The following is a 12,018-nucleotide window of genomic DNA, read 5'->3' on the forward strand; positions in this document are numbered from 1 at the left end:
TCTGTCAGGGCGGGTTGCATGAGGGGACGCATGTCGGAGGCGGAGCGGGCGGGGACATCCCGTCAGGACAAGAGCGCACGTCTCCTCGCCGGGCGGTACCGGCTGGGAGATGTGCTCGGCCGCGGCGGCATGGGCACGGTCTGGCGTGCCGAGGACGAAACCCTGGGGCGGACGGTCGCCGTCAAGGAACTCAGGTTTCCGTCCAGCATCGACGAGGACGAGAAACGACGGCTCATCACGCGCACCCTGCGTGAGGCCAAGGCGATCGCGCGGATCCGTAACAACAGCGCGGTGACGGTCTTCGACGTGGTCGACGAGGACGACCGGCCGTGGATCGTGATGGAACTCGTCGAGGGCAAGTCGCTCGCCGAGGTCATCCGGGAGGACGGCCTGCTGGAGCCCCGGCGCGCGGCCGAGGTGGGCCTCGCGGTCCTCGATGTGCTGCGTTCGGCTCACCGCGAGGGCATCCTGCACCGCGATGTGAAGCCGTCGAACGTGCTGCTCGAGTCCGGCTCCGACCGGGTCGTGCTCACCGACTTCGGTATCGCGCAGGTCGAGGGCGACCCGTCCATCACATCGACCGGCATGCTCGTCGGCGCCCCCTCCTACATCTCCCCGGAGCGGGCCCGCGGGCACAAGCCGGGACCGGCGGCCGACCTGTGGTCGCTCGGCGGGCTGCTGTACGCGTCGGTCGAGGGTGCCCCGCCGTACGACAAGGGGTCCGCGATCGCGACGCTCACCGCGGTGATGACCGAGCCGCTGGAGGAGCCGAAGAACGCGGGACCGCTCAAGGACGTCATCTACGGCCTGCTCACCAAGGACCCGGCCCAGCGGCTGGACGACGCCGGTGCGCGCGCCATGCTCAACGCGGTGATCCACGCGCCCGAGCCGAAGGAGGCCGAGCCGGAGCCGCCGGCGGACGCGACGAAGGTCGTGCCGCTGCCGGCGCAGCCGGACGAGCCGAAGGACAAGACGGGCAAGGCGGGTTCCGCGGGCGCGGAGGCGGGTGAGCGGCTGCGGGGCGCGCTGCGTTCCATGCGAAAGGCCGCCGCGTCGGCCGGGGCGGCCACGGCGTCGGCCGCGGCCACCGCTCGCCCCAAGTCCGGGAGCGATACGACGGTTTCGGAATCCGAGGGTGCGGCTGAGACCGCGTCCGGGGAATCGGGTACGGCGACGGCGTCGGCGTCGGCCGGCGAGCGCCTCGCCTCGGATGAGGCCTCCGGATCATCGCAGGCCGCGAACACGGCCTCGAGCGGGCGGAGTTCGGGCTGGCCCGTCATGCCGCCGCCCGACCTGCCGCCGCGGCCCGTGCCCAGGGCGCCGCTCACCGATGTGGTGCCCAAGCGGACGCTGGTGATCATCGCGGTGGTCGTCGTGCTCGCGGTGCTCGGCACGGTGCTGGCGTTCATGTTCGGGGACGACGACGGTTCGAACGACTCGGCGGGCGGCGGCAAGGCCTCCGCCTCGGCGAGTGCGAGCGCCTCGACCAAGGAGGACGCGGGCGGGGGCACGCGTACGGACAGTAAGGCGACGGAGTCCGCCGGGGCGGGGTCGACGACGGGTTCGACGTCCGGTTCCGGGTCCGGAAGTACGCCGAGCACGAGTGCGAGTGGGTCCGGTGACAGTGGTGCCGAGGCCGGCGGGGCGGCCGGGGTGGCGTCGACGCACCAGGGCGGCACCTATGCGATCGGGCTGCCCAAGGGGTGGAAGTTCCAGACCGCGGGGGCTGCGGGCGACCGGTTCACCGGGCCCGACGGGCAGAAGCTGCTGGTCGCCTGGACGTCCACGCCGAAGGATGACCCCGTGGCGGACTGGAAGAGCCAGGAGTCCGGCATGAAGCGCGCTCAGTACCAGAGGATCCGGATAGAGGCGGTGGGCTACCGCGGCTGGAACGCGGCCGACTGGGAGTTCACCTATGTCGAGAGCGGGACGAAGTACCGGACCATCGACCGAGGGTTCGTCGTCGACGACGACCAGGGTTATGCGCTGATGTACACCGCGAAAGCCGCGAACTGGGGCAGCGAGCTGCGCAAGGACACCTGGCGGACGCTGGCGAAGAGTTTCGAACCCAAGTCGTGACGTGACGGGCCCGGCGTAACGGGGCATGAGATCTGGGCATCACCTCGGTGCGGGTTGCCTCCGGCACGTATCGTGAGTGGTTGCGGACCGTACGCATCCATAACGGGCCGCAAGGCGAACGGATTTGACCAACCGGGCGGCCGGGGGAGGCAACGTGGACGACTATGCGGGTCGGGTACTCGCCGACCGCTACCGCCTGCCGCTGCCGCCGTCCGACGAGTACGAACTCACCGAGTCCCGGGCCTTCGACACCTACAGCGGGCAGGAAGTCCTGGTCAGGCAGGTGCCGTTGCCGGAGATCGTCGAGGCCGAGGTGCTCGACGCGGAGGGGCTGCCGGACGGGTTCACGGCACGGTTGCCAGACGGTTTCGCGGCCCGGGACCGTGGGGCGCGGGAGCGTGGTGCGCGACGCCCTCCGGTGCGGAAGGCCACGCGGCGGCCCACCGATCCGGCCGTACGGCGTGCCGTGGAGGCCGCCCAGGCCGCGGCCCGGATTCCCGACCACCCCCGGCTCGACCAGGTCTTCGACGTGTTCGCCGAGGGCGGTTCGCTGTGGATCGTCAGCGAACTGGTGGCCGCACGGCCGCTGGCGGCCCTCCTCGCCGAGAAGCCGCTGACGCCGTACCGGGCGGCCGAGGTCGCCTCCGACGTCCTGATGGCCCTGCGCGTCCTGCACGCCCACGGCTGGGTCCACCGCAACATCACCGCCCGCACGGTCCTCGTCTGCGACGACGGCCGCGTCATGCTGACCGGCCTCGCGGTCGGGGCGGCGGAGGAGGCGTTGTGCGGGTACGACCCGGTACCAGCTGAGGACGGCGAGGCGGGCGGGGGCGCGGACGCGGGCGCGGGGGAGGGTGGCGCTCCGGGGTTCGGTGACGGGCGTGGGGGCGGAGATTCCGGCGGGTCCGTGGGCTTCCGGGACGCGGATGGCCGTGGTTCGTCGGGTGGGTTCGGTGGTGCTGGTGGTCCGGTGAGTCCGGGCGGCTTCGGAGGGCCCGGCGGCAGCGGTGGCGGTTCTGGGGCCGCGGACGTCGATCCCGAGGCCGCGCGGAGGGCCGCGATCGAGGCTCGGGCGGCCGGAGGGCTGCCGGCCGTCGGGGCGGAAGCGGCGAACGGGGCGGGCGCGTCGAGCGCGATCGCCCGCAGGGCTCCCGACATCGGCGGTGACATCCGGGCCGCGCGGGCCGGGGCGATCGCCGCGTATCGAGCGGGCGCCCGCGCCGCGGCCCGCGTCCAGGAGGCGGAGCAGAGCAGCCGGGCCGCCCTCCCCGGGGCCCGCCCCTCCCCTGAGGGCACCCCGCACGCTCAGACCGACGGCTCGACGCAGCGGCCGTATGCCGACGGCGCCCAGCAGCCGCCGTACGCCCCCGGAAGCGACGCGTCCAACCTCCGGCCCGCGTCCGAAACCGGCGTCGACCCGTCGCCGTACCCCTACGACCACGGCCTCGACATCCCGCCGAATTCCCTTGCCCCGGGAGAGATCGCCGACCCGTACGGAGTGGGCGGAGCCTCCTGGCACGGGGCCGCGCCGCGGGGTGTGCAGACCGGGGCCCATGGGCAAGTCGGCGGCGACCAGGGGGGCCGTACGGCACTCCCTCCCGGAGCGAACGCCCCCGCCCCCCTTCCCGACGCCTCCCAGACCCCGCCCCCCAGCCGCTGGGACGACCTCGTCGCCGGGGCGCCGGTGCGGCGGGGGCCGACGACCGCGCTGGCCGCCGAGCGGGCGCGGCAGGCGCGGATGGCTGTGGTGGGGCCGGTGACGGAGCGCTGGGCGCCGGAGCAGGCCGGGCCGGTGCACGAGAACTGGCAGTTGGCGGCGCCGATCGGGCCGGCCACCGATCTGTGGGCGCTGGGGGCGTTGCTGTTCCGGGCCGTGCAGGGGCATGCGCCGTATCCGGAGGAGTCGACGGCCGAGCTGGTGCAGCTGGTGTGCGCGGAGCCGCCCGCCTTCGCGGAGGAGTGCGGTCCGCTGCGGCCGGTCGTCGAGTCGTTGCTGCGTCAGGACCCCACCGACCGGCTCGAGTTCGAGGAGCTGCGGGGCTGGCTGCGTTCGCTGGTGCGGTCGGCGCCCGAGCCGGAAGCGGGGGCGCATGTCGTCGCCGCGCCGCCCGTCGACGCGAGCCGGCTGCCGATCGTACGGCGCAAGGGCGAGCTGGTGCGCAGGCGGCGGGCCGGACTGCCCGCGACGCACGGGCGGCACAAGCGGGCGCGGCAGCAGGCCCGTTCGCCGCGGAGTCTCGGCCGTACGTTGCTGCTGGTGGTGTTGCTGGCGATGGCCGCGGCGATCGCGTACGCGATGCTGTTCATGCCCAAGTCCGACAGCACCGGCACCGAGGACACCGACCGGACCGGGGCCGCCGGTGAAGTGAGCCAGGAACCCGCGCAGTCGCCCGAGGCGAGCAGTGAGCCGCGGCCCGACCAGACCTCGCCGGGCGCGGAGAGCCCCTCGGCGTCCGCCGGTTCCGACGAGACGCAGACCACCGCTCCCGACCTCCCCGACGGCTTCGCACTGCGCACGGACCGGGAGGGCTTCGCCGTCGCCGTCGCGGGCGGCTGGGACCGGACCGCGAAGAACGGGCGCGGGCAGGTCGTCTACTCGAACGGCGACTTCGACCTCATCGTCGTACCGGGACGGGACACCGCGGACGAGTACGGCACCGATCCGATGGCGTATCAGCGGGAGAAAGAGCCCGAGTTGCAGCCGTACCGCGACTCCAGCTGGGCCACCGCCACCGGCCTGAAGACGATTCAGGTGGGCGGGCGGACCATGGCCGAGGGGCAGTTCACCTGGACCGGCGCCGACGGCCGCGAGCTGTTCGTGCGCAACCTCGCGATCCTGATCGACGGGCGCTATCACGTGCTGCAACTGCGCGGCCCGGACGCCGAGCGGGACGAAGTGACGCGGCTGTACGAGCAGGCGGCGGCCACCTATCGGTTCACGGGCTGACAGCGCTTGCGGTGTTCGGTTGCCTGTCGGCCGCCGAAGCGACAACCGTCACAGGACTGTCTCCGTGCCACCCCCGCGGTTCCCTGCGGGCGGGCCGGTCCTTAGTCTGACCCTGTCAAGACCATTGCGGGGCAACGTGAATCAGATGCAGGGCCTGCTTCTCGCGGGCCGCTACCGGCTTGCCGACTCGATCGGCAGCGGCGGCATGGGCCGTGTGTGGCGCGCGCATGACGAGGTGCTGCACCGGGCGGTGGCGATCAAGGAACTGACCGCCGCGCTCTATGTCTCCGAGGCGGACCAGGAGAGACTCCTCGCCCGTACCCGGGCGGAGGCGCGCGCGGCCGCGCGGATCAACCACTCCGCCGTCGTCACCGTGCACGACGTGCTGGAGCACGACGGCCGGCCGTGGATCGTGATGGAACTGATCGAGGGCCACTCGCTCGCCGACGCGGTGAAGGAGCGGAGCCGGGTCGCGCCGGAGGAGACCGCGCGTATCGGACTGTGGGTGCTGCGCGCCCTGCGTGCCGCCCACTCCGCCGGTGTCCTGCACCGCGATGTGAAGCCCGGCAACGTCCTCCTCTCGCAGGACGGGCGCGTACTCCTCACCGACTTCGGTATCGCGCAGATCGAGGGCGACAACACGATCACCCGCACCGGAGAGGTCGTCGGCTCGGTCGACTACCTGGCCCCCGAGCGCATCCGCGGCCATGATCCCGGGCCGTCCTCCGACCTGTGGGCGCTGGGTGCCACGCTGTACACGGCGGTGGAGGGCAGGTCGCCGTTCCGCCGCACCTCGCCGCTGACCACCATGCAGGCGGTCGTCGAGGAGGAGCCCGCGCCGCCGCAGCATGCCGGCCCGCTCGGCGACGTCATCACCGCCCTGCTGCACAAGGATCCGGCCGTACGACCCGACGCGGAGGCCGCCGAGCTGATGCTCGCGGAGGCGGCGGAGGGGCGTCGGTCCAGCGGGGCGCAGGTGTATGTGCCGACGCAACATGGGGGCCCGCAACATGTGGTCCCGCACCATGGGGTCGCGCAACATGGGGTCGCACACCATGAGACCGGCGCCGTGCATGTGCCGCAGAGTCCGGACACCGGGGCGCCGTATCCGCCCGCCACCGGCCCGACGACGTTCGCGCCACCGACCGGCATCGGGCCAGTGCCCCCCGCCCGGCCGAAGCGCCGCCGACTGCGCACGCTCGCCCTGGTCGTCGTACTCGCCGCGCTGGTCGGCGGCGGTGGCGCCGTGGCGTACCAGAAGTGGGACGAGGAGCGGCAGACGGACACTATGTCTGCGCCGCCTTCGCCCAGCCCCACGGAGTCAGATGGCTGGGTGGACGTGAACGACCCGCTGGGCTTCGGTCTCTCCCTCCCCAAGGGCTGGGAGCGGAAGCCCTACAGCGACGAGGGCGACCTCACGCAGATCGACTACACGCCCGACGGCGGCAAGCACTTCGTCCGCATCGCCATCGACACCTCACCGGACTTCGCCGACCCGTACCAGCATCAGCTTGACCTGGAAGAACAGCTCAAGATCAACGGGTTGGTCAACTACAACCGCGTGACCATGGAGGAGAACACCTACCGCGATCACAAGGGTTCGCTGTGGGAGTACACCTGGACCGCGCTGAAGAAGGATCCTCCGTACGTCGCCGGGCCGCGCCGTGCCGTCGAAGAGATGTACATCGCCCGGGACGGCACCGAGTACGTGATCTACATGTCGTCGCCGGCAGAGGACTGGGCGACGGCCGACAAACAGTTCAAGCGGATTCTGCAGAGCTGGCGGGAGCCCACCCGCACGCCCTGAACTTTCGGCCACCGCCCGTGACTTGGCCGATCGGCGCTCCGGAGGGGACCCATCCGGTGCGGCATGATGGGGCGCATGGGGACCCAGAGGGAGCAGGGGGATGGCCGATGGGGCAACCCCCGTCTGATCGCGGGTCGTTACCGGCTCGATGTGCGGCTGGGCCGTGGCGGCATGGGTGTCGTGTGGCGGGCCACCGACCGGCTCCTGCGCCGGCGGGTGGCGGTGAAGGAACTGCTCCTCGACGAGACCCTCTCCGCCGACGAGGTCCGGCAGCAGCGCGACCGCACTCTGCGCGAGGCCCGCGCGGTCGCCCAGCTCAGTCACCCGCACATCATCGTCGTCCATGATGTGGTTGAGCACGACGAACGCCCGTTCATCGTCATGGAGTTGATCGACGGCTGCTCCCTCGCCGAGCGCATCTCCGCGGACGGCCCGCTCGACGCCCCCGAGGTCGCCCGGATCGGTATCGCCCTGCTCAGCGCCCTGCGCACCGCGCACGCGGCCGGTGTCCTGCACCGCGACCTCAAGCCCGCGAACGTCCTGCTTGAGCCCGCCACCGGCCGCGTCGTCCTCACCGACTTCGGCATCGCCCGGCTGACGGGCGCCCCCACGCTCACCGAGAGCGGCACCTTCGTCGGCTCGCCCGAGTACACCGCGCCCGAGCGTATGACCGGCGCCCGCACCGGCCCCGAGTCCGATCTGTGGTCGCTGGGCGCGCTGCTGTGCGCGAGCCTGAGCGGGGAATCGCCGTTCCGGCGCGACTCGTTGGGCGGCATCGTGCACGCGGTGATCGCCGACGACATCCGTCCGCCCGTCCAGGCCGAGCCGATCCTGCCCGTCGTACGAGGGCTGCTGGACCGCGATCCGGACCAGCGGCTGGACGCCGAGCGAGCCGAGCGGATGCTGCGGGACTTTCTCGACATGGGGCGACTGCCGCCGCAGGCGGTGACGTACCGGCGCCGGCGCGTGCTGGTGGGCGCGCTGCTGGTCGCCGCGACGGCGGGGGCGGGGGCGTCGGCGGCGGCGCTGCTCATGAACGGTGAGGGCGACACGCCTCGTCCGGAAGTGTCCGCGCCCGCCGGGTACCGGGTCGTCGAGGAGCCGGCGGGGTTCTCGCTGGCCGTGCCGGCGGGGTTCACGCGTCGCGCTCAGGGGCTGTACGTGTCGGATGGAGAAACCTTCCGCCTGAGCGTCCGGATCAGCGAGACCGAGCCGCCCGGCGGCCCCCTGGACGCGATGCGGCGAGCGCACGAGAAGGGACCGGACACCCACGCGGGGTACCGCGACGGCCGGGTCATCGCCACCACGCACCACGGACACCCCGCCGCCCGCCGGGAGTTCACCTGGAACGCGGCAGGTCAGGCGAAGTACACGTACGAGCTGTGGTGGCAGGAGGACGGCCGGTTGTACGAGGTCCAGGTGTCGGCGCCGGTGGGGGAGGCGCGGCAGGGGCGCGCGTATTTCGACGTAGCGCTCGACACGTTCATGCGGGGGTGAACGGGAGATAGAGATGTAAAGGGTGGATAAGGGGCGAACTGCGTCACGGCTCTGTGACCGGAATGCGTTCCCTGTGGAACCGGGAGCGGTTGCCGCGATATGGATAAACACATGAGCAGCAACGGGGGAGCCCCTTACGGGTCCGACGAGCCGACGAGTTTCGATCTGCAACCGCCGAGACCGCCCGCCGCGGTGCCGCACCCCAATAACCCGTATGCGGCGCCCGTACAGGTCGCGCCCGCGCAGTCCGCGCCCGCGCAGGACCCGGGCGCCGGGCGGCTGATCGCGGGCCGTTACCGGCTGCTGGCCAAGCTCGGACACGGCGGTATGGGCACGGTGTGGCGGGCCAAGGACGAGACGATGGACCGTGAGGTCGCCGTCAAGGAGCCGCGCGTACCGGATCATCTTCCCGAGCGCGAACGTGCCAACGCCTTCGAGCGGATGCGTCGCGAGGCGCGTGCCGCGGCCCGGCTGGACCACCCGGCGGTCGTGATGGTGTACGACGTCGCGGTCGTGGACGGCCGGCCATGGATCGTGATGGAGCTGGTGCAGGGCCGTTCACTGGGCGACGCGCTGCAGGAGGGCACGCTCGGGGCCCGGGAAGCGGCGAGAATCGGCCTCGAAGTGCTGGGCGCGCTGGAGGCCGCGCACGCGGCGGGCATCCTGCACCGGGACGTCAAGCCGGACAACGTCCTGCTCGGCCGGCACGACCGCGTCGTCCTCACCGACTTCGGCATCGCGCAGATCGAGGGCGAGACGAACCTCACCGACACCGGCGGCTTCGTCGGCTCGCCGGAGTACATCGCGCCGGAGCGGGTGCTGGGCCAACGCCCCGGCCCGGCAAGCGACTTGTGGTCACTTGGTGTGGTCCTCTACGCGGCCGCGGAGGGCGTCTCACCGTTCCGCCGCAGCAACACTCCGGCCACGCTCCAGTCGGTCCTCAACGCAACGCCCGCACCGCCGGCCACCGCGCAGGGCCCCCTCGCCGACGCGATCAACGGCCTGCTCCAGAAGGACCCCGCCCGCCGCCCGAACGCGGGCCAGGTGCGCGCCCTGCTGGAGACGGCCGCGAATCCGCCGGCGCCCGCGCCGACGCAGGTCGTGCGGATCGCCGGGGACGGCACGGGAGGGGATGGCGCGGGAGGCGTCCGGCTGGGGCGCAAGGCGTTGCTCGGGATCGGTGCGGCGGTCGTCGCGGGTGCGGTGGCGGCGTATCTGGTGATCGCCGACCCGTTCGCGGGGTCCCTGCCGGACGGCTGGACGCAGCGGGCGCACCGGAAGCTGGGGGTGACACTCCAGGTGCCGGCGACCTACCAGGTCGGCAAGCCGGACGCCGACGACAACGACAAGAACTGGGTCACCTACACCGACTGGAGCGGCAGCATCTGGATCGGCGTGAACGTGGACAGGAAGTCCGAGGACACCTCGAACGAGATCAAGAACTCCGCCGCGGCCGAAATGTACGCCGACAACGAGGTGTTCAAGGACCAGGGCAGTTACGACTTCGCCATGCCCGAAGGCGCTCGGACCAAGCCGAAGTCGACCACGTACAAGGGCAAGCAGTCGGCCGAGAACACCGTCACGTACACCACGACCGACACCCAGAACCCGCGCCCCCGCGAGCTGAAGCTCTTCTACTACAAGACCTCGGCCGGCGACATGTACAAGGTGACGATCAGCTATCCGGGCAAGGGCGACTTCACCGAGCGGGGACGCGACGTGGCGCGGACGACGATCGCCAACCTGGACATCGACAAGCTGTGAGCTTCAACCGCCGCCTGCGCCCGCCTTCCCGATGCGCGGCCTGATCGCAAGGCATCGCGTCGACAAAGAGCATTCCCGCACGGTAGTCATGGGGGCATGAGCAACGACGGGGGCGGGGCAGGCCCCAAGGGCCGGCTGGTCGGGGGGCGCTACCGGCTGGTCGAGCGCATCGGCTCCGGCGGGATGGGCACCGTCTGGCGGGCGCACGACGAACTCGTGGACCGCGAAGTCGCCGTGAAGCAGCCGCGGTTACCAGGTGACCCGGAGGACGCCGGCCACCAGCGCGCCGCCAACCGGCTCTATCGCGAGGCCCGCGCCGCCGCTCGCGTCGATCATCCCTCGGCCGTCTCCATCCATGACGTCGTCGTGGACGACGGACTCCCCTGGATCGTCATGGAGTTGATCCGCGGGGAGTCACTGCACGAGGTGCTGCAACGCGGGCCGATGGAACCCGCCGAGTCCGCCAGGGTCGGCCTCGCCGTCCTCGGCGCGCTGCGCGCCGCGCACGCCGTCGGGATCGTCCACCGAGACGTCAAGCCGGCCAACGTCCTGCTCGGCCCGCACGGCCGCGTCGTCCTCACCGACTTCGGCATCGCCCATGTCCAGGGCGAGGAATCCCTCACCCTCAGCGGCGAGTTCGTCGGCTCCCTCGAATTCATCGCCCCCGAGCGCATGTCCGGCCGCGGCGCCGGTCCCCCCTCCGACCTGTGGTCCCTGGGCGTCCTGCTCTACGCCGCCGTAGAAGGATGGTCCCCCTTCCGTCGTACGACGCTGGAGTCCACCCTCGCCGCGATCCTCTCCGCGGACCCGCCCGAGCCCAAGCAGGCCGGACCGCTCGGGTCGCTCATCGTGCGACTGCTGGTCAAGGAGCCCGAGCAGCGGCCGGACCCGGAGGAGGTCGGCAAGATCCTGGAGGCGGCGGCCGGACGATGGCCGACGGCCGGTCCGACCGGGGCACCCGCGACGGAGGCCCAGGACGCCTCCCAGCTGAGGGAGTTCTCCGACGACGTCGGGACGGTACGGCTGGCAGGCGCGGGTGCGGAAGCAGCCGACGGCACGACTGGCGCCGAAGCCGAAGCCATACCGGAGCCGGATCAGGCTGAGCCGAAGCCTGCTTCGGAAGAGCCGCAGCCCGCTCCGGACGAGGCGAAGAACCCCACCCCCGACCCGAACCCCGACCCCACCCCCGCCACCGTCTCCACCCCCAAATCCCGCCGCCCCGCCCTCCTCCGTCACCCTCTCCCCGCCGCCCTGCTCGGCGCCCTCCTCGCCGGCGGCATCTGGCTCGGTACGTCACTCGCCGACACCGACAGCGGAGGGGCTTCCGGCCCTGGCGCCGAAGCGGGCAGCACCTCGTCCGCGCCCTGGACCGCGCACCGCGAGGAGGACATGAAGGCCGTCGTCTCCGTCCCGGCCGGCTACGACGAGTACGCCCGGGAGGGCAACGCGGCCGGTCAGCCCCGGATCGTGGTCTACGCGGACGACAGCGAGACCGTACAGATCCGGCTGACCCAGTGGGACAAGGCGCCCCGCTCCCCGATGGGCCAGGCCGAGGAGGCGCACGCCCACTGGGACAGCTACAACGGGGACGCGCGGACGCAGTACACGCGTACCAGCATCGACGGCCACGAGGCGGTGCTCGCCGACACCACCTACGACCTGAAGGAGTACCCGACGCGGGTCATGGAGCTGATGATCCGGACCGACGACGGCCGGATGTACGAGCTGCGTGTGGACATGCCCAAGGGGACGGCGGACGAGAAGAAGGGCACGGCGGCGTTCAAGGGCGCCCGTGACCGTCTCGAGATCGGAACGAACTGAACCATCGCTGATCGTCTCCGCTCAAGACCCTGATCAGCGCGTTTGTTGCCAGTGATCGCTGGCGCCGTGTGAGCAGTCGGTGAATCCCTATTACCGCCGGGTA

6 protein-coding genes are annotated in these 12,018 nt (G+C 71.9%); all 6 read left to right on the forward strand.

Annotated elements, in window-relative coordinates; translation table 11 throughout:
* Window positions 1-30 precede the first annotated feature (30 nt).
* The 6 genes from KCH48_RS11850 to KCH48_RS11875 all read left to right on the forward strand — a co-directional run bounded on the left by KCH48_RS11850 (window position 31) and on the right by KCH48_RS11875 (window position 11,915).
* Window positions 31-2,079 (forward strand): serine/threonine-protein kinase, encoded by a 2,049-nt coding sequence (locus KCH48_RS11850; protein WP_210573012.1) that lies wholly within the window; start codon window positions 31-33, stop codon window positions 2,077-2,079.
* A gap of 154 nt (window positions 2,080-2,233) precedes the next feature.
* Complete coding sequence (locus tag KCH48_RS11855; protein WP_210572866.1) at window positions 2,234-5,026, forward strand: protein kinase; 2,793 nt, start codon at window positions 2,234-2,236, stop codon at window positions 5,024-5,026.
* Between the two features lie 145 nt (window positions 5,027-5,171).
* Window positions 5,172-6,833 carry a serine/threonine-protein kinase gene (locus KCH48_RS11860; RefSeq protein WP_210572868.1) on the forward strand — a complete coding sequence of 554 codons (1,662 nt, stop codon included), beginning with the start codon at window positions 5,172-5,174 and terminating at the stop codon, window positions 6,831-6,833.
* Between the two features lie 66 nt (window positions 6,834-6,899).
* Window positions 6,900-8,330 carry a serine/threonine-protein kinase gene (locus KCH48_RS11865; RefSeq protein ID WP_374104673.1) on the forward strand — a complete coding sequence of 477 codons (1,431 nt, stop codon included), beginning with the start codon at window positions 6,900-6,902 and terminating at the stop codon, window positions 8,328-8,330.
* 111 nt (window positions 8,331-8,441) lie between these two features.
* Window positions 8,442-10,094 carry a serine/threonine-protein kinase gene (locus tag KCH48_RS11870; RefSeq protein WP_210572872.1) on the forward strand — a complete coding sequence of 551 codons (1,653 nt, stop codon included), beginning with the start codon at window positions 8,442-8,444 and terminating at the stop codon, window positions 10,092-10,094.
* 96 nt (window positions 10,095-10,190) lie between these two features.
* Window positions 10,191-11,915 (forward strand): serine/threonine-protein kinase, encoded by a 1,725-nt coding sequence (locus KCH48_RS11875; protein WP_210572874.1) that lies wholly within the window; start codon window positions 10,191-10,193, stop codon window positions 11,913-11,915.
* Window positions 11,916-12,018: the final 103 nt, after the last annotated feature.

It is taken from the genome of Streptomyces sp. GESEQ-4 (genome assembly GCF_017948455.1).
Classification (GTDB): domain Bacteria; phylum Actinomycetota; class Actinomycetes; order Streptomycetales; family Streptomycetaceae; genus Streptomyces.

What these genes read in the sequence shown, in the direction of transcription:
- KCH48_RS11870 (WP_210572872.1), top strand. Translation starts at nt 8,442, where the DNA reads ATGAGCAGCAACGGGGGAGCCCCTTACGGGTCCGACGAGCCGACGAGT.
- KCH48_RS11865 (WP_374104673.1), top strand. Translation starts at nt 6,900, where the DNA reads ATGGGGCGCATGGGGACCCAGAGGGAGCAGGGGGATGGCCGATGGGGC.
- KCH48_RS11860 (WP_210572868.1), top strand. Translation starts at nt 5,172, where the DNA reads ATGCAGGGCCTGCTTCTCGCGGGCCGCTACCGGCTTGCCGACTCGATC.
- KCH48_RS11875 (WP_210572874.1), top strand. Translation starts at nt 10,191, where the DNA reads ATGAGCAACGACGGGGGCGGGGCAGGCCCCAAGGGCCGGCTGGTCGGG.
- KCH48_RS11850 (WP_210573012.1), top strand. Translation starts at nt 31, where the DNA reads ATGTCGGAGGCGGAGCGGGCGGGGACATCCCGTCAGGACAAGAGCGCA.